This is a genomic window from Neotabrizicola sp. VNH66 (assembly GCF_049445895.1).
Lineage (GTDB): Bacteria > Pseudomonadota > Alphaproteobacteria > Rhodobacterales > Rhodobacteraceae > Pseudogemmobacter.
Genome location: NZ_JBMSDW010000002.1, coordinates 401,374 through 419,007, shown reverse-complemented (window position 1 = coordinate 419,007; position 17,634 = coordinate 401,374). Strand labels below are relative to the sequence as shown.

Annotated in this window: 18 protein-coding genes; 6 read left to right on the top strand and 12 right to left on the bottom strand. The window is 65.2% G+C overall.

Features of this window, described 5'->3' with window-relative positions:
- Positions 1-13: 13 nt before the first annotated feature.
- Positions 14-736: a double zinc ribbon domain-containing protein gene (locus ACO2Q5_RS04550; protein ID WP_423288415.1), complete on the bottom strand. Its 723-nt coding sequence runs from the start codon at positions 734-736 to the stop codon at positions 14-16.
- A 24-nt stretch (positions 737-760) separates the two neighbouring features.
- Here ACO2Q5_RS04550 and ACO2Q5_RS04545 point away from each other — a divergent pair, with 24 nt between their 5' ends.
- Together ACO2Q5_RS04545 and hemH are read left to right on the top strand one after the other, a co-directional pair.
- Complete coding sequence (locus ACO2Q5_RS04545) at positions 761-1,603, top strand: methyltransferase domain-containing protein (protein WP_423288414.1); 843 nt, start codon at positions 761-763, stop codon at positions 1,601-1,603.
- A 53-nt stretch (positions 1,604-1,656) separates the two neighbouring features.
- A complete protein-coding gene (gene hemH / locus ACO2Q5_RS04540; protein ID WP_423288413.1) occupies positions 1,657-2,709 on the top strand; it encodes a ferrochelatase in 1,053 nt (350 codons plus the stop codon).
- A gap of 94 nt (positions 2,710-2,803) precedes the next feature.
- Here hemH and ACO2Q5_RS04535 read toward each other — a convergent pair whose 3' ends face one another.
- Positions 2,804-2,983: a hypothetical protein gene (locus ACO2Q5_RS04535; protein ID WP_423288412.1), complete on the bottom strand. Its 180-nt coding sequence runs from the start codon at positions 2,981-2,983 to the stop codon at positions 2,804-2,806.
- A gap of 147 nt (positions 2,984-3,130) precedes the next feature.
- On the bottom strand, positions 3,131-3,706 hold the full coding sequence (locus ACO2Q5_RS04530; RefSeq protein ID WP_423288411.1) for a L,D-transpeptidase: 576 nt from the start codon (positions 3,704-3,706) through the stop codon (positions 3,131-3,133).
- Positions 3,707-3,891: 185 nt separating this feature from the next.
- Here ACO2Q5_RS04530 and ACO2Q5_RS04525 point away from each other — a divergent pair, with 185 nt between their 5' ends.
- A complete protein-coding gene (locus ACO2Q5_RS04525; RefSeq protein ID WP_423288410.1) occupies positions 3,892-4,407 on the top strand; it encodes a CAP domain-containing protein in 516 nt (171 codons plus the stop codon).
- A gap of 58 nt (positions 4,408-4,465) precedes the next feature.
- On the opposite strand, the gene ACO2Q5_RS04520 is transcribed toward ACO2Q5_RS04525, so the two are convergent.
- From ACO2Q5_RS04520 to ACO2Q5_RS04490, 7 genes are all read right to left on the bottom strand, one after another.
- Positions 4,466-4,960, bottom strand: a complete 495-nt coding sequence (locus ACO2Q5_RS04520; protein WP_423288409.1) for a L,D-transpeptidase family protein — start codon at positions 4,958-4,960, stop codon at positions 4,466-4,468.
- 90 nt (positions 4,961-5,050) lie between these two features.
- Positions 5,051-6,292 carry a class I SAM-dependent RNA methyltransferase gene (locus ACO2Q5_RS04515; protein ID WP_423288408.1) on the bottom strand — a complete coding sequence of 414 codons (1,242 nt, stop codon included), beginning with the start codon at positions 6,290-6,292 and terminating at the stop codon, positions 5,051-5,053.
- The gene (locus ACO2Q5_RS04510) at positions 6,289-8,145 is read right to left on the bottom strand and encodes an ABC transporter ATP-binding protein (protein WP_423288407.1); all 1,857 of its coding nucleotides are present in this window, start codon (positions 8,143-8,145) and stop codon (positions 6,289-6,291) included. Before ACO2Q5_RS04510 ends, ACO2Q5_RS04515 begins: the two co-directional genes overlap by 4 nt.
- Complete coding sequence (locus tag ACO2Q5_RS04505; protein WP_423288406.1) at positions 8,142-9,989, bottom strand: ABC transporter ATP-binding protein; 1,848 nt, start codon at positions 9,987-9,989, stop codon at positions 8,142-8,144. The genes ACO2Q5_RS04510 and ACO2Q5_RS04505 overlap by 4 nt, the downstream gene beginning before the upstream one ends.
- Positions 9,990-10,044: 55 nt before the next feature.
- Positions 10,045-11,184 carry a CCA tRNA nucleotidyltransferase gene (locus tag ACO2Q5_RS04500; protein WP_423288405.1) on the bottom strand — a complete coding sequence of 380 codons (1,140 nt, stop codon included), beginning with the start codon at positions 11,182-11,184 and terminating at the stop codon, positions 10,045-10,047.
- A complete protein-coding gene (locus tag ACO2Q5_RS04495; protein WP_423288404.1) occupies positions 11,181-11,786 on the bottom strand; it encodes a CoA pyrophosphatase in 606 nt (201 codons plus the stop codon). Before ACO2Q5_RS04495 ends, ACO2Q5_RS04500 begins: the two co-directional genes overlap by 4 nt.
- Complete coding sequence (locus ACO2Q5_RS04490; RefSeq protein ID WP_423288403.1) at positions 11,776-12,762, bottom strand: Hsp33 family molecular chaperone HslO; 987 nt, start codon at positions 12,760-12,762, stop codon at positions 11,776-11,778. Before ACO2Q5_RS04490 ends, ACO2Q5_RS04495 begins: the two co-directional genes overlap by 11 nt.
- Before the next feature lie 79 nt (positions 12,763-12,841).
- Between ACO2Q5_RS04490 and ACO2Q5_RS04485 the strand changes: the two genes are divergently transcribed.
- The gene (locus ACO2Q5_RS04485; RefSeq protein WP_423288402.1) at positions 12,842-13,288 is read left to right on the top strand and encodes an NUDIX hydrolase; all 447 of its coding nucleotides are present in this window, start codon (positions 12,842-12,844) and stop codon (positions 13,286-13,288) included.
- On the opposite strand, the gene ACO2Q5_RS04480 is transcribed toward ACO2Q5_RS04485, so the two are convergent.
- Complete coding sequence (locus ACO2Q5_RS04480; RefSeq protein WP_423288463.1) at positions 13,289-14,521, bottom strand: PP2C family protein-serine/threonine phosphatase; 1,233 nt, start codon at positions 14,519-14,521, stop codon at positions 13,289-13,291.
- A 181-nt stretch (positions 14,522-14,702) separates the two neighbouring features.
- Between ACO2Q5_RS04480 and ACO2Q5_RS04475 the strand changes: the two genes are divergently transcribed.
- Entirely contained in the window at positions 14,703-15,032 is a 330-nt protein-coding gene (locus tag ACO2Q5_RS04475) for an Hpt domain-containing protein (RefSeq protein ID WP_423288401.1), read from the top strand.
- Between the two features lie 4 nt (positions 15,033-15,036).
- Here ACO2Q5_RS04475 and ilvA read toward each other — a convergent pair whose 3' ends face one another.
- Positions 15,037-16,284, bottom strand: coding sequence for a threonine ammonia-lyase IlvA (gene ilvA, locus ACO2Q5_RS04470; protein WP_423288400.1), 1,248 nt, complete (start codon positions 16,282-16,284; stop codon positions 15,037-15,039).
- Positions 16,285-16,396: 112 nt separating this feature from the next.
- Here ilvA and ACO2Q5_RS04465 point away from each other — a divergent pair, with 112 nt between their 5' ends.
- Positions 16,397-17,629, top strand: a complete 1,233-nt coding sequence (locus tag ACO2Q5_RS04465) for an argininosuccinate synthase (RefSeq protein WP_423288399.1) — start codon at positions 16,397-16,399, stop codon at positions 17,627-17,629.
- The last annotated feature ends 5 nt before the right edge of the window (positions 17,630-17,634 follow it).

Genomic DNA, 17,634 nt, shown 5'->3' with positions numbered 1-17,634 from the left:
GAACTATAGGGATTTAGGCATCCTTCGCAACGCGTGCGAGTGACAGGACGCAAACCTCTGTTGCACCTGCGGCAATCAGCGCCGTGGCCGCGCCCGCGAAAGTGGCGCCCGAGGTCATCACATCATCCACCAGCAGCACAGGGCGCCCGGCAATCCGCGCGGCGCGGCGGGGATGGATGGTAAAGGCCCCCGCCAACGCGGCAAAGCGCGCCTCGCGGTCCCGCCCCTCCTGACTGCCGGTGTTGCGGCGGCGGAGCAGCGCATCGGGGCAATGCGGCAGCCCCAGATCGCGCGCCAGCCCGCCCGACAGCAGCGCCGCCTGATTGTAGCGCCGCCGGAGAAGCCGCAGCCAGTGCAGCGGAACCGGCACCACCACCATGCCCGGCCGGACCATCGGCTGCGCCGCGCGGCGCAGCCAATGGACCGCCGGCCGTGCCAGTTCCATCCGGTCGCCATGTTTCAGGGCCAGCACCAGCTTGCGCCCATTGTCGCGGTACAGCATCGCCGCCGCCCCGACAGACCACGGGCGCGGGTTGGCAAGGCAATCGTCGCACTGAACCCCTGTCTCGTCCCCTTCACCCGCAACGGGCGCGCCGCAGGTGCCGCAGGTCAGCCCGGTGATGAAGGGCGTTGCGCGCCAGCAGGCCGGGCACAGGCCGAAGTCGCTGGCGACCTGTGTGTCACAGGTCACGCATTGCGGGGGATAAACCGCCGCGATCACCGCTTGCATCTTCATCCTGCCCGCCTATGGTTCCCGCCCATGTCGCAGCCCCCCCTTCTGACCGACCGCGCCGCGCTGGCGCAGCACCGCACCCGCGCCATGCGTCTGCCGGAACCGGCCTTCTTCCTGCAGGAAGAGGCGGTTCTGGAGGTGAAGGAGAGACTGGCAACGGTTAACAGAACCTTTACGGATCTGGTGATCGTGTCGGCTTTCCCCGATCTGTGGCAGCGCGCCTTCCCGCAGGCCCGCGTCATCCCCGACAGTGCCATTCTGGACCTTGCCCCCGGCGCGCAGGATTGCGTGGTGCATGCCATGGCGCTGCATTGGGCCGACGATCCGGTGGGCCAGATGGTGCAGGCGCACCGGGCGCTGCGGCCGGACGGGCTGTTCCTTGCGCTGTTCTTCGGCGGCCAGACCCTGCACGAGCTGCGCGCCGTTCTGGCCGAGGCCGAGGCTGAGGTTCTGGGCGGCCTGTCGCCCCGGGTGCTGCCCATGGCCGAAATCCGCGACGCAGGCGCCCTGCTGCAACGCGCGGGGTTCGCCCTGCCGGTGGCCGACGGCTTCACCCGTGAGGTGGCCTATCGCAACCTCTTCCATCTGGCCGAGGATCTGCGCGCCATGGGCGAAAGCAACGCGCTGGCCGCCCGGTTGCGCCGCCCCGTGCCTCGCGCGCTGTTCCTGCGCGCGGCCGAGATCTACGCCCGCAGCTTCCCCTCACCCGGCGACCGGATCGAAGCCACGTTCGAGGTGATCTGCCTGACCGGCTGGACCCCGCATGAAAGCCAACAGAAACCGCTGCGCCCCGGCTCGGCGGCGGCCCGGCTGGCCGATGCGCTGAATGCCACGGAACATCCCCTGCCCCGCGACCGCACGCCCGGTTGACCGCCGCGCGCCAGACTATATCTGGGAACGGAACAGAAGAAGGAGCGCGCAAGATGGACGGTTCTGCCCCGGCCAGCCCTATCCCCGCCGGCCATCCGCCGGTGAAACCGCCGAAGATCGGCGTGCTTCTGGCCAATCTTGGCACGCCGGACGGCTATGACTACTGGTCGATGCGACGCTATCTGAACGAGTTTCTGTCGGACAAGCGGGTGATCGACTATCCGTCATGGAAATGGCAGCCGCTGCTGCAGACCATCATCCTGACCAAGCGCCCTTTCAGCTCGGGCGCGAATTACAAGCTGATCTGGAATGAAGAGCTGAACGAATCCCCGCTGCTGACGATCACCAAGGCACAGACGGCGGCCATCGCAGCCGCGCTGTCCGAGCGCCACGGCGCGGCGGTGATGGTTGATTTCTGCATGCGCTACGGCAACCCCTCCACCGCATCCAAGGTCCGCGCCATGGTCGAGGCGGGCTGCACGAAGATCGTGTTCTTCCCGCTTTATCCGCATTACGCGGGCGCCACCTCGGGCACGGCGAACGACCAGTTCTTCCGGGCCCTGATGGAAGAAAAGCGTCAGCCCGCCGCCCGCACCGTGCCGGAATATTTCGAACATCCGCTGTATATCGAGGCCTTGGCCGGATCGGTGGAACGCGCCTATGCCGCGCTGGATCACCGGCCCGATGTTCTGGTGGCCAGCTACCACGGCATGCCGAAACGCTATCTGACGGATGGCGACCCCTACCATTGCCAGTGCCAGAAAACCTCGCGCCTGCTGCGGGAACGGCTGGGCTGGGAAAAGGGCACGATCGACACCACCTTCCAGTCGGTCTTTGGGCCGGAGGAATGGCTGAAGCCCTATACGGTGGAACATGTGGCCGGACTGGCGAAGCAGGGAAAGAAGCGCATCGCCGTGATGGCCCCCGCCTTCAGCGCCGATTGCATCGAGACGCTGGAAGAAATTCAGGGCGAGATTCAGGAGGCCTTCCTGCACGCTGGCGGAGAGGTCTTCACCTATATCCCCTGCCTGAACGACGACCCGGCCCATGTGACGGCGCTGGTCGCGGTGATTGAGGAGAATCTGGCGGGCTGGATCGGGCGCTGAGGCGCCCTTTCCCCGCCATGCGGGACAGGGAATATCCGCACAAATGAAAAGGACGGCAGCCGAAACTGCCGTCCTTTCCTGAAGTCTGAACCGCTTAGTTCGAGGCGGCGGCGGCGATGACCACCAGCAGCAGCAGCGGAACGATGATGCCAGCGGACGACGACGAAGTCGAAGCCTTGACGACTTCCGGCTCCATCACCGGCTCAACCAGGCCACCAGCCATGGCGGACGAAGCAGCAACCGACAGCGCAGCGGCGAGCGCGATTTTCTTCATAGTAAACCTCCAGTTATCGCGTGCCATCAGTTGTTGCAGAGGCGACGGCACGCACCCAAGACTGTCCTCGTGATCATCTGTTAAACCTCTGTGCGCAGAAATTGCAATCTGGCACGTCGCAGCCTGCAGATGACCATTCGGATATCGTCAAATTAGCAACACCTGTGTTCCAACTTGCGCCATCTCGAAAAGTTCCTCGATGTGCTCGTTATAAAGACCGACGCAGCCGTTCGAGGATTTGCGCCCGATCTTGCGGGTGTCATGGGTGCCGTGGATGCGGTAATAGGTCCAGCTGAGGTAAAGCGCGCGGGTGCCAAGCGGGTTGTCCGGGGCGCCGCCCTCGACCACATCCGGCCATTCGGGGTTGCGTTCCTTCATCGACGGCGTGGGCCGCCAGCTGGGATTCACCACCTTCTGCACCACCTCGGTCCGGCCCTTGCGGGTCAGATCGTCCGACAGCGGAACCGAGGTCGGATAAAGCCGGTAGATCGACTGATCCTCGGACCAGTAATGCAGCGCGCGCGAGGTGATGTCGACCAGGATGGCCCCCTTGCGCGTGTTGTCGAAATAGCTGTTCCAGTCCAGCATCCGGAAGCTGGAGGCGTTGTTGCGGATGATCGCGTCGGAATCCTGCGCGCGCACCAGCGCCGGCACGGCCAATGCACCAACGGCCACGGCGGCCCCGCCCAGCAGGCGGCGGCGGTTCAGCGGGCTGCCACTCATGATAAACTCCTCGACTCCTCGGGATGTTGTTCTTTGCCGCTTTCATACGCCTTCCGGCGGAAACCCGCAAATCAAAGCCCCGTCACACGGCGGCAATGCGCTGGCGAATGTTTGCCAGCGCGGCGCGTTTTCGCTAAACGAAAGGCGAGGTGCCCGTTTCGCGGGCTCGTGCAGTGGTGGAAAAAATGAACAGAAGAACGGTCGTGCTGCTTGGGCCGGCGCTTTTCCTCGCAGCCTGCGTATCGGGCGGAAGCGAGGTCCAGCTGGGCCCGGATGGCAAGCCCCTGCCGCGGGTTTACCGGATCACCCCGGATGTCGCGCAGCAGATTCCCTACAGATTTCTCGACTCGGTCAATACCCTGCGCTCGGCCAAGGGGCTGCAGCCGCTGGCCTTCAATGCGCAGCTGAATGCCGCGGCGGAAACACATTCGCGTGACATGTCGGTGCAGAACCGGCCGTGGCACTTCGGTTCGGACGGATCCTCGCCGCTGACCCGGGTGCAGCGCGTGGGCTATACGGGCAAGCTTCTGGGCGAGAATATCTCGGAAACCTACCAGACCGAGCTGGAAACCCTGTCCACCTGGATGGAGGCCCCCGATCAGCGTGCCATCATCATGGACCCCGCCGCACGGCAGCTGGGGTTCGCCTGGTATCAGGAAGAAGGCGGCAAGATCTGGTGGACCATGGTCACCGGCGCCTGACATGCAAAAGGGCGGCCGCGGCCGCCCTGTTCTTATATGATCCCGCAGAAAAACCCGGTCACGGGAAGATGTAGACCGGGGTCCCTTCCTTCACCATGGCATAGATCCGCTCGATCTCCTTGTCCGAGACGGCGACGCAGCCCGCGGTCCAGTCGCGCTGATAGATCTTCTTCTTCGGCCCGCCGTGGATGAAGATATCCCCACCCGGCGATTTGCCCATCGAACTGGCATAGGCCCGGTCCTGCGGGTTGGGATAAGAGATCTTCAGCGACAGGTGATATTCTGAATTCGGGTTCTTGTAGTTGACGTAATAGACGCCTTCGGGCGTCTTGCCGTCCCCCTCGAACTCCTTGTGGCCGACCGGCGCGAAGCCAAGCGCCATGTCATATTCCTTCAGCACCTTGTCATCGTGCAGAAGGTACATCTTGCGCGCGCCCTTGTGGACCTGCACCTGCGTGACCTCGGGTCCGCGGTAGGTCTTGAACTTGGAATTGCCGCATGCCGCCAGCCCAAGGGCCAGCACGAAAAGCAGAAGGAACCGGAATGCCCGCATCGTTGTTTTGCCTGATTGTTTTTTCTTTCCGATAGCCGATTTTCGGGCTTCAGGCCAGCACCACGAAGAAAGGCGTCGCTCACGGATTCGTTATGTTGCGCGGTGAAACCGGGCGGCCACCTCGATATGAACCGACCAACGGAACTGATCCACCACCTGCACCCAGTCCAAAGCATAGCCGCCCTGCACCAGAATCCGCGCATCGCGGGCAAATGTCACCGGGTTGCAGCTGACCATGGCGATGACGGGAATGGCCGAAGCGGCCAGCCGCGCCACCTGCGCCTCGGCCCCCGCGCGGGGCGGGTCGATGACCACGGCGCCATATCCTTTCAGCTCGTCGCTCTCCAGCGGGCGGCGGAACAGGTCGCGGGTTTCGGCGGTCACCCGGCGCAGCCCCGGCACCATCCGGGCGGCCCGGTCCAGCGCGGTGGTCAGCACGGAATCGCCTTCAACGGCATGAACCTCGGACACCTCGGCCAGGGGCAGGCTGAAGGTACCCATGCCGCTGAACAGGTCCAGCACCCGGCGCGGCTGGCCCGCTGCCCCGCCCACGGCCTCACGCACGGCGGACAGAAGGCTGGCCTCGCCCGCCTCGGTCGCCTGCATGAAAGCGCCGGGGGGAAAGCCGACGCGGGCACCGCCCATGGTCACCTGTGGTTCGATTCGCTGCGCCACGATTTCACCGTCCCAGGTCAGCCGGGCCAGCCCGAACTGCTCGGCCAGACGGGCCAGATCCATCCGCAATGTGGCATCGGCAGGCTTGCCGCCGGTCACCGTCACATCCGGCCCGGTCAGGCTGCGGGTGACGGTCAGCGACAGTTCCGCCGTGCGCGATCCGCCCAGCACAACCAGCGCCTCCAGCGCGGGCAGGGTGGCCATCAGATCAGGATGCAGCAACCGGCACTGCGGCACCGGAATGATCAGATCGCGGCCGCGTGCGTGAAAGCCCAGAAGGGCACCGCCCTTGGTACGCCGCCCGGACAGGGTGGCCCGCCGCCGGCTGTTAGGTGGAGAGGTCGCCACCCCGTCCCGGATCGGTGCCGACAGCCCCTGCTGCACCAGCGCCTGCCGGACGACCCCCTGCTTCCAGTCCGCCACGAACGGATCGGCCGCATGCTGCAACTGGCATCCGCCGCAGGCCCGCGCATGGACACAGGGCGGTTTCACCCGCGCGGAACTGGGGGTGACAATCCGCACCTCCTCCAGCCGGTCGCCGTTCAGCGTGCCCTCCACCTCTTCGCCCGGCAGGATGCCGGAAACGAAGACGGGACCCGAAGGCCCCGGCGCGATGCCGTCGCCGTGATGGCCCAGACGTTCGACGGTCAGCTTCATTCCGCGGCCTCGGGCTCATCTTCGTCGGTGATGATGAAACCGCCGGATTGCCGCTTCCAGTAGCGGGCATACAGCCCGTCCTGTGCGATCAGCTCTTCATGGCTGCCCTGTTCGGCGATGCGGCCCTGATCCAGCACGATGATCCGGTCCATTTCCGCAATGGTGGACAGGCGGTGCGCAATGGCCAGCACGGTCTTGCCCTGCATCACCCGGCCAAGGGCGGCCTGAATGCTGGCCTCCACCTCGGAATCGAGGGCAGAGGTCGCCTCGTCCAGCACAAGAATGGGCGCGTCCTTCAGGAAAGCCCGGGCCAGCGCGATGCGCTGCCGCTGCCCGCCGGACAGTTTCACTCCGCGTTCGCCAAGGAAGGCGTCATAGCCCTTGCGGCCCTTGTCATCCTGCATCTGGAGGATGAATTCATGCGCCTCGGCTGCGCGGGCGGCAGCGATCATGTCCTCTTCGGTGGCATCGGGCCGGCCGTAAAGGATGTTGTCCCGCGCGGTCCGGTTGAACATCGCGGTTTCCTGCGTGACCATACCGATGTTGCGGCGCAAACTCTCTTGCGTGACGCCGCGGACATCCTGCCCGTCCACCGTCACCCGCCCCTCTTCGGCATCGTAAAGCCGCAACAGAAGCGAGACGAGCGTGGATTTCCCCGCGCCAGAGGCGCCGACGATCCCGATCCGCTCTCCGGGCCGGATATGCAGATCAAGCCCCTGCACCCCACCACGCCGCTTCCCATAGGCAAAGCTGACATGGTCGAAATCCACCGCGCCCTGCACCCGGTCCAGCGCGAGGGCATCCGGCGCATCGGCCAGCAGATGCGGCACGGCGAGGGTGTTCATCGCGTCTTCCACTTCCCCGACCGAGGTATAAATCCCCATCAGGGTAAAGCTGACCCAGCCCGACATCTGCGAAATCCGGATCGAGATGGCCCCCGCTGCCGCAATCTCACCCGGGGTGGCCGCGCCTTGCGTCCACATCAGCACCGTGCCGCCGATCAGCAGCACCGGCAGAAGCCCGGCCAAAGTCATCAGGGACAGCCGGAACCATGTGGAAATCTCACCGAATTCCAGTGATTTGTCGCGGAACACCTCCATCGCGTCCAGCGCCACGCGGTCCTCATGCGCGGCATGGGCAAACAGCTTCACCGTCTTGATATTGGTGATGGTGTCCACGACCTGACCGGAGACCATGGCCCGCGCCCCGGCCCGCGCGGCGGAATTCACCCGCACCCGCGGCATGAAGAACCGGATCAGCAGCATATAGGCCACCAGCCAGACGCCCAGAGCCGCCGCCATCCGCCAGTCGATCGCCAGAAGGAAGATGACGGAACCAATGACCGAGGCCAGCGCAAAGGCCACGGTGTTGATCATTTCCGTGACCGTGTCGGTGACGGCGCGGGCGGCCTGCATCTGCTTCTGCGCGATGCGGCCCGCGAAGTCATTGTCGAAGAAGGTAACGGCCTGCCCCAAAGTCCAGCGGTGCAACCGGCTGAGCACAAGGGGCATCACATTCGGCCCGATCACGATGGAGTTCGAGGCCGAAGAAAGCCCGAAGGCCACCGGACGCAGGATCAGGTAGAAGGCCAGAAACAACAGCAGAAGTGCCGCATGTTCCACAAAGAACACGGCCGGTTCGCCGTTACTTACTGCGTCCACCACCCAACCCAGAATGGTGGCCGAAAACACCTCGGTCGCGCCGGCGATGGCGGAAATGACCGCGGCCAGCCACAGGGCCGGCCACGATCCCTTCAGGCACCAGCGGAAGAAGGCGCCCAGATGGCGGGGAGGCGGGCCATCCGCCGGGCGGAAGGCATCAACCAGATTACCAAGGCTCTGGATCACGTTCATTGCGCCGCCTCCTCGTCCAGCCCGATGAATCCGCCGGATTGCCGGGCCCAGAACCGGGCATAAAGCCCGTCCTGCGCCAGAAGCTCGGCATGGCTGCCTTCTTCGGCAATCGCGCCGTCTTCCAGAACCACGATCCGGTCCATCGCCGCGATGGTGGACAGGCGGTGCGCAATCGCGATCACCGTCTTGCCCTGCATCACGCCATACAGCGCCTCCTGAATCGCGGCCTCAGCCTCGCTGTCCAGGGCGCTGGTCGCCTCGTCCAGAATCAGGATCGGCGCATCCTTCAGGATCACCCGCGCCAGCGCCACCCGCTGCCGCTGCCCGCCCGAAAGTTTCACCCCCCGTTCGCCGACATGGGCATCATAGCCTTTGCGGCCCTGCGGGTCCTCCAGCGTCAGGATGAAATCATGCGCCTCGGCCCGTTTTGCGGCGGTGACCATCTCCTCCTCGCTGGCGTCGGGACGGCCATAAAGGATGTTCTCCCGGACCGAGCGGTGCATCAGGCTGCTGTCCTGCTGCACCATGCCGATCTTGCGGCGCAAACTGTCCTGCGTGACCTGCGCAATGTCCTGACCGTCGATCAGGATGCGTCCCGTCTCGGCGTCGTAGAACCGCAGCATCAGCTTCACCAGCGTGGATTTCCCGGCGCCGGAGCGGCCGACCACCCCGATCTTCTCACCGGGTTTCAGCGTCAGAGTGATGTCGCGCAACCCGCCCGAGCCGCGGCCGTAATGATGCGACACGCCCTGAACCTCGATCAGACCGGCGCGGTAATCCAGCGGTTTCGCGCCGCGCGCATCGACCAGACCGATGGGCTGGGTGATGGTCTCCATCCCCTCCTGCACCACGCCAAGCGCCTGCACCAACGAGGAAAACGCCCACATGATCCAATAGGTCATGTTGTTCAGCCGCAGAACCAGCGCCGAAGCCGCCGCCACTGTGCCCACCGAAGCCGCGCCCTGCAGCCAGAGTGCAATGGCCCAGCCGATGATCGCCACGATCAGGAAGCCGTTCAGCACCGTCAGCCACAGATCCATCTTGGTGATGATCCGCATTTCCTGCTTGAACGTCTCGCGCGCGGTCTCGATCGACTCCTTGGCATAATCCAGCTCGCCCTGATGATGGGCGAAAAGCTTGACCGAATGGATGTTGGTATAGGCATCCACCACCCGCCCGGTCACGGCAGAACGCGCGTCGGAACTGGCCTTGGCCGCCGGACCCGCGCGGCGGATCGTCCAGCGCACCAGCCACAGATAAAGGACAAGCCACACCAGCAGCGGCACCAGAAGCCGGGGATCCGCCTCGGCCAGCATCAGCCCCGCGCCCACCACGGTGACGCTGGCAAAGGCCACGGCGTCAAAGGTCTGGAACACCGCATCGCCCGCGGCGGGCGGCGTCTGCATGATGCGGTTGGCGATCCGGCCCGCGAAATCGCTTTCGAACCAGCCGACCGGCTGGCGGATCACATGGGCATGGGCGCGCCAGCGGATCATCGTGCCGAAGTTCGGCAGGATGGTGTTGTGCAGAAGGGCCACATTCCCCACAAGGATCAGCGGTCGCAACACCAGGACGGCCAAAGCCATGGTCAGCACTTCCCAGCCATGCGCCGCCACAAAGCCCGCCGCGCCGGTTTCGGTCAGCAGGTCCACCAGACGGCCCAGATACCAGATCAGCGCCACATCCAGAAAGGCCGCGGCCACGGACAGAACCGCCGTCACCGCGAACACCTTGCGGAACGGGCGGATATACTCTTTCAGAAACGGCCAAAGCCGCCGGGGTGGCGTGTCGGTCTGCTCGTAAGGACCATAGGGGTCCACGAGGTTTTCGAAATATCGAAACATCTTTGCCCTCGGGAATGTCCCGGGCCTATAGCCGCTTTTGCAGGCAAAGGGAATGTCACGCCAGAAGTTCGGCTTTGGTCAGCCGCAACCCGCTGTCCAGCCAGCGCTGCCGCAGTTCTTTCAGCCGCTGGCCCAGGGCGGGGCCGGACAAATCCGGCAGGTCTTTCGCGCTGATGGGGAACTGCGCCGCCGCGCCGCGCGCCACCTCGGCCTGCCAGCCCGCAGGCGGGGTTATGCCGGACAGGGCGGCACGGGCCAGCAGGATCGCCGCCGCACGGTCGACCCCCAGCAGAAAGCCCAGCGCATCCGGGCGGTCCAGACCGCCGATCCCGTCCCGCACCGCGGCCAGATCCGCCGCCTCGGCCCGGGACAGGCGCAGACGGTCGGCCGGGTCTTCGCCGCCCAGAACGGCCAGACGGCGCAGCCACCACGGCGGCAGGTCGCCCTCCAGATGCACCAGAACCGGCAAGGCGCGGGCATCGGCGCCGGGCAGGATCTGCGCCAGAACCCCCGCCGCCGACATCGCCGCTACGGCAGGCGCGGGATCGGGCGCGGACAGAAGCTTGCGCATTTCCGCTCCGATCCGCTCTCGCGAAAGCGTCTCTATTCCTGCGGAATCTGCGGCACAGGCGGCCAGACCCTCCGGGTCCGGTCCCTGTGCCGGGTCGCCATACCACGCATAGAACCGGAAGAAGCGCAGGATGCGCAGATAGTCCTCGCGGATGCGGTCTTCGGCATCGCCCACGAACCGCACCCGCCGGGCCAGCGCATCGGCAAGACCACCCAAAGGGTCCACCACCGTGCCATCCGCCAGCGCATAAAGCGCGTTCATCGTCAGGTCGCGACGCTGCGCATCCTCTTCGATCCGGTCCGAAAAGGCCACGACCGCGCGGCGGCCGTCGGTTTCCACATCGCGGCGGAAGGTGGTGATCTCATAGGGAATGCCACGGGCGACCACGGTGACAGTGCCGTGGTCGATCCCGGTGGGGATCGCCTTCAGCCCGGCCCCGCGGGCCAGCGCCATCACCCGTTCGGGCCGCGCATCGGTGGAAATGTCCACATCGCCGACCGCCGCGCCCAGAAGCGCATCGCGCACGCAGCCTCCCACGACAAAGGCGCTGTGGCCGGCGCCGGTCAAGAGACCCAGAACAGCCTGGGTCTCCTCGCGCGCCAGCCAGTCCCCGGCGATCTTCATTCCAGGGCCCCCGGCTCCGCGGCCCCGGCCAATCCGCGCAGCATCCGTGCGGTGGCCCCCCAGATGTAATAGGGTCCCCACGGCACCGTGTAGTAGCTGCGCCACTGGCCCAGCCAGCGCCGCCGTTCGATCCGGTAGCGGCGGGGATCCAGCAGATGCTCCAGCGGAACGGTAAAGACCTCTTCCACCTCACCCGCTTCGGGCACCGGGGTGAAGGGACCGCGGATCAGCGCCAGAACCGGGGTGACGGTGAAACCCGTCACCGTCTCATGCGCGGGCAACCGACCCAGAATCTGCACTGAAGCCGGGTCCAGCCCGATCTCCTCATGACTTTCGCGCAGGGCGGCCGCTTCGGGCGTACCGTCCTCCGCCTCGATCTTGCCGCCGGGAAAGGCCACCTGCCCCGGATGATGCTTCAGCTGCGACGACCGTTTGGTCAGCACCACCCGCGCACCATCCGCTGCGGAGATCACCGGCACCAGCACGGCGGCGGGGCGCAGCTTGCGCCCCTCCGGCAGGCGGATGCCGGGGTTCAGGTCGTAATCCGAAGATGCCCCGGCCGGGCGCGCCAGCAGCGCGCGCAGCCGCTGTTCAACCGGCATCCTTCCCCTCAAAGCCCAGCGTGACCGGGTCCATGTCGTAATGCGCGCCGCAGAACTGGCAGTCCGCCGTGACGCGGCCCGCTTCGTTCGTCATATGGCCGATGTCCTTCTGGCTGTAGATCGACATGGTGTTGCGCACCTTCTCTTCCGAGCAGGAACAGCCGAACCGTGCCGGTTGCGGGTCGAACACCCGCGGCTCTTCCTCATGGAACAACCGCACCAGCAGATCGGTCGGCGTGACGGTCGGCCCGATCAGCTCCAGCTCTTCGACCGTGTCCAGAAGGTGGTTCGCCCGGTTCCAGTCTTCCGACTGCTGGCCGGACAGGATGTCGGCATGGGTCAGAAGCCCGCCCTCGCCCGAACCTTCGGCCGCGGCCACCCCGCCGGTCTGCGGCATATGCTGCAGCATCACGCCCCCGGCACGCCAGCGCGACGGGCGCCCCGGCTCGGTGCTTTTGCCGAAAGACAGCGAGAACCGGGTCGGGATCTGCTCCGACTGCGCGAAATATGTCTCGGCACAAGCGGCGAGAGAGCGGCCGGTGATCGGCGTAAAGCCCTGATAGGGCAGCATCCCCTGCCCCTGATCCAGCATGACCGCAAGATAGCCCTCGCCGATCAGCGAGAACGGGTCCTTCGTCTCTACCATGCGGTCGGCATCATAGCTGGCATAGGCCCGGATACGGGCCGGTTCGCCCTCTTCGGTCGGGCCATAGTAATCCGTTGCGATCAGCCGGGCCGGACCCTTGCCGCGCACCTGCAGCGAGAGTTTCCAGCGCAGCTTGATCGTCTGCCCGATCAGCGCGGTCAGCAGCGCCATCTCGGCCACCAGTGCCTCGATCTCGGCCGGGTAGTTGTGCTGTTTCAGGATCTGGTCCAGCGCCCCGTCCAGCCGGGCCACGCGGCCGCGGATGCCGGAACGGTCAAGTTGGAACGGGAGGACGCTGTCGTCCCATGCGAGTTGGGTGCCAATGGCCATTTGGGGGTTTCCTTGGGGTGCCGGGTCTGGCAATCCGCGCCTATATAGGCGCAACTGCGGGCCTGACCAAGGGGGACACATGATCCGGCGTTACGGCGAACCCTTCCGCACGGGCCAAACCTACCGGCGCAGGCCCGGCATCTATTCGGTCCTGCTGCAGGGCGACCACATCCTTGCCACCCATCAGGCCAGCCCCCAGCCGGAGTTTCAGCTGCCCGGCGGTGGTATTGACCCGGGTGAACAGCCCATCGCCGCCCTGCACCGCGAGGTGTTCGAGGAGACCGGCTGGAAAATCGCCGTCACCCGCCGTCTGGGCGCCTTCCGCCGCTTTGTCTATATGCCGGAATATGACCTTTGGGCGGAGAAGGTCTGCACGGTCTATCTGGCCCGGCCGGTGCTGCCGCTTGGCCCACCCTCCGAACCCGGGCACACCGCCATCTGGCTGCCGGTGGAAGAGGCGCTGCACCTTCTGGGCAATGACGGCGACCGCGCCATGCTCGCGCTGGCTTTGCGTCCAGGCCTGTAGTCAGGGCACATAATCCAGGATCAGGCCCGAAACATCGTCGGGAAACCTGTCCGTCCCGGCATGGGCCGTCAGATCCCAGACAAGGGATTCCAGCAAGGCCGCGCTGTCCATTCCCGCCAACCGGGCCACGATCCGCTCTGCCCCGTCTTCGCCCAGTTCATGACCCTGTGGATCGGGGCATTCGGTCACCCCGTCCGACATGAGGAGCAGCCGGTCCCCCGGATGCAGCTGCAGGGCCACCGTATCATAACGCGCCTCCGGGATCAGGCCGACGGGCAGGCCGCCCTGTCCCGCCCGCTCAACACGGCCATCCCGCCGCAGGATCAGCGGATGGGGATGCCCGGCCTGTGCCAGCGTGACCTGCCCGGTCGCAAGCTCGATCACGGCATAGACCATGGTGAAATACTGTTCGACCTGCAGATCTTCCAGCATCAGATGGTTGAAGGCGGCCATCAGTTCGGCCGGGGTGCGGATGGTCCGCGTGCCGTCCGGCGCCATGTGATATGCAAAATTCTGATCCGGGGCGCCGCCAGACAGATAACCCGCGAGCCGCGCCGTCATCATCGCCGAAGCGACACCATGCCCCGACACATCCACCGAATAGACCGCCACCCGGCCGGGATCTATGCGGAAGCAGCCGACCAGATCCCCCCCCACGTGACCTGAGGCGCGAATCATCATCGCCACTTTCACGGCGCCATAGTCGCGCAGCCGGTCGCGCATCAGCGTCTGCTGCAGCTTCCGCGCCTCGATCAGGTCGCGGTCCAGCGAATCATATAGCCCCTGCAGCTCCTCCAGCGTGCGGGCCACCTGACGGTTCTTCTCGATCAGCTCGGCCTGCATGGTAAGGATGCGGATGCCGGCCCGCAGCCGCGCGCGCAGTTCATTCGCGCTGACGGGTTTGGTCAGGAAATCATCGGCCCCCGCCTCCAGCCCGCCGGCGATTTCGGATTTGGAGGATTTGGAGGTGAGCAGGATGAAATAGCCATAGCCCTCGCGCGGCAAGGCCCGGAACCGGCGGCAGAATTCCGGCCCCGTCATCCCCGGCATCATCCAGTCGCTGATGACCACATCAAAGGATTGCGTGGCACAAAGATCCAGCGCCTCTTCCGCGGTGCCGGATTCGATAACCTCATAGCCCCAGCGCCGCAGGCACATGGTCAGAAGCTGCCGCTGTGCGCGGCTGTCATCCACCACCAGAATCCGCGCAGGGATCTCCGGCAGCACATCCATGAACACCGGTTCCGTCACCACCCGCACCCCGCACCAGACCTGCCACAGGCTGCAGCGCGCAGGTTAACCCGATGTGAAATCTAAACTTTGAAAGACATTCGCCCTGCCCGTTACAGGTTGTTAATTCACGGGTGAAAGGCTGATGCCGGGGTGTGGCAGGCGTTTCGGGCCGGAGGGTGCGATGATCGACTGGAGCAGGCTGCGCGAATTGCGCGAGGAAATCGGTGCCGACGGCCTGTCCGATGTGGTGGGGGTGTTTCTGGATGAAACCGATGAGGTGATGGCAGGCCTGCCGCGGATGGCGCCCGCACAGCTGGGTGCGCCGCTGCATTTCCTGAAGGGCAGCGCCCTGAATCTGGGCCTGCGCGCCTTTGGGGCTCTGTGCGAAGAGGGGGAGCAGATGGCCACCGCTGGCGATGCCGCGCCGGTGGATCTGGCGCGGCTGCGAACCGTCTATGAAGCCTCAAAGACCGCCTTTCTGGCGGCCCTGGCCCGCGGCGCAGCGGCCTGACAGGTCAGACAAGAAATTCGGCCAAAGCCTCATCATCAGTGATGTCGCGGTAGGAGAAATCCGCCGCATCCATCCGCCCGGTGAATTCGGCAAAGCTCTCGGCCCGTTTCGTCTCGATCCCGATCAGCACCGATCCGAAGTTCCGCGCCGATTTCTTCAGATACTCAAAGCGGCTGATATCGTCATCCGGCCCCAGCATCGACAGAAACTCGCGCAACGCACCCGGTCGCTGCGGCATGCGCAGGATGAAATACTTCTTCAGCCCCGCATAACGCTGCCCGCGCTCCTTGACCTCCGGCAGCCGCTCAAAGTCAAAATTCCCGCCCGAGGTGACGCAGACCACCGTCTTGCCCCGGATCTCTTCGGCCAGCTGCGGCAAAACGTCGATGGACAGCGCCCCCGCCGGTTCCAGCACGATGCCTTCGACATTCAGCATCTCCAGCATGGTGATGCAGATGCGGTCTTCCGGCGCCAGCAGCACCTGATCGGGCGTGGCCCAGTTCAGGCACTGCCAGGTCAGATCGCCCAGCTTCGCCACCGCGGCACCGTCCACAAAGCTGTTCACCCGCGGCAGTTTCACCGGATGCCCGGCGTTCAGCGCGGCCAGCAGGCTGGCACCCCCCAAAGGCTCGACAAAGCGGAACTGCGTCTCCGGCGCCGCGGCCCGCAGGTAGCCCGTCACGCCCGAGGACAGCCCGCCCCCGCCCACCGGCAGAACCACCAGATCGGGCGCGCGGCCCAGCTGCGCCAGCAGCTCCACCCCCACGCTGGCCTGCCCCTCGATCACGTCCTGATCGTCGAAGGGTGCAAGGAAATGCGCGCCCTTCTCGGCACAAAATGTCTGCGCGGCAGCCAGCGTCTGGTCGAAATAATCGCCCAGCAACTCGATCGTGACATTCGGCCCGCCAAAGGCGCGGGTCTTGTCGATCTTCTGCTGCGGCGTCGTCACCGGCATGAAGATCGTGCCCTGCACCCCGAAATGCCGGCAGGCAAAGGCCATGCCCTGCGCGTGGTTGCCCGCACTGGCACAGACGAAATGCGTCTGATCGGGCGCCTCGGCCCGCACCTTGCGCATGGCGTTGAAGGCGCCGCGCAACTTGTAGCTGCGGACGGGCGTCAGATCCTCGCGCTTCAGCCAGATGTCGGCCTCATAGCGGGCCGACAGATAGTCGTTCCGCTGCAGCGGGGTTTCGGGAAACAGCTGGCGCAGGGCGCGCGTGGCGGCTTGGGCGGCAAGGGCAAACTGTGTCATGTGCCAGCCTTGGCGCAAGGCGCGGGTCCGTGCAAGCCTTGGCCTGCCGGCTCGCTTGCCCTTTGCAGCTTTTCCTTATATCCGCGGGCGAAACCGGCGATGGAGCCTTTGCATGAAAAAGCCCAATAAAGTCGTGCTGGCCTATTCGGGCGGCCTCGACACTTCGATCATCCTGAAATGGCTGCAGACCGAATACGGCTGCGAGGTGGTGACCTTCACCGCCGATCTGGGCCAAGGCGAAGAGCTGGAACCCGCGCGCCAGAAGGCGCTGCTGTTGGGGATCAAGGAAGAGAATATCCACATCCTTGATCTGCGCGAAGAATTCGTCCGTGACTTCGTCTATCCGATGTTCCGGGCCAATGCGCTGTATGAAGGCGAATATCTGCTGGGCACCTCGATCGCGCGCCCCCTGATCGCCAAGCATCTGGTGGAAATCGCGCAATCGACCGGCGCCGATGCCGTGGCCCATGGCGCCACCGGCAAGGGCAACGATCAGGTCCGGTTCGAACTGGGCGTGGCCGCGCTGGACCCGTCGATCCGGGTGATTGCGCCCTGGCGGGAATGGAACTTGTCCAGCCGCACCAAGCTGATCCAGTTCGCCGAAGAGAACCAGATCCCGATTGCCAAGAACAAGCGGGGCGAGGCGCCCTTCTCGGTGGATGCGAATCTGCTGCACACCTCCTCCGAAGGAACTGTTCTTGAGAACCCGGCCGAAGAGGCGCCCGATTATGTCGCGCAGCGCATCGTCGCCGTGGAAGACGCGCCCGACACGCCCGAATTCATCGAGATCGCCTTCGAGAAGGGCGATGCCGTGACCCTGAACGGCGAGGCTTTGTCCCCGGCCACCATGCTGACCCGCCTGAACGAACTGGGCGGCAAGCACGGGATCGGTCTTCTGGACTTCGTGGAAAACCGCTTCGTCGGCATGAAATCGCGCGGGCTTTATGAAACCCCCGGCGGCACCATCCTGCTGGCGGCGCACCGCGGGATCGAGCAGATCACGCTGGACAGCGGCGCGGGCCATCTGAAGGATTCGATCATGCCGCGCTATGCGGAACTGATCTACAACGGCTTCTGGTTCAGCCCTGAACGGGAGGCCCTTCAGGCGCTGATCGACAAGACGCAGGAGCATGTCACCGGCACGGTGAAGCTGAAGCTGTACAAGGGCATGGCGCGCGTCGTGGCGCGGTGGTCGGATCACACGCTTTACAGTGAAAAGCATGTGACCTTTGAAGAAGACGCTGGCGCCTATGATCAGAAGGACGCGGCAGGCTTTATCCGCCTGAACGCCCTGCGCCTGCGCCTGATCGCCACCCGCAACGCGCGCGTGGCGAAGAAGGGCTGAACCCG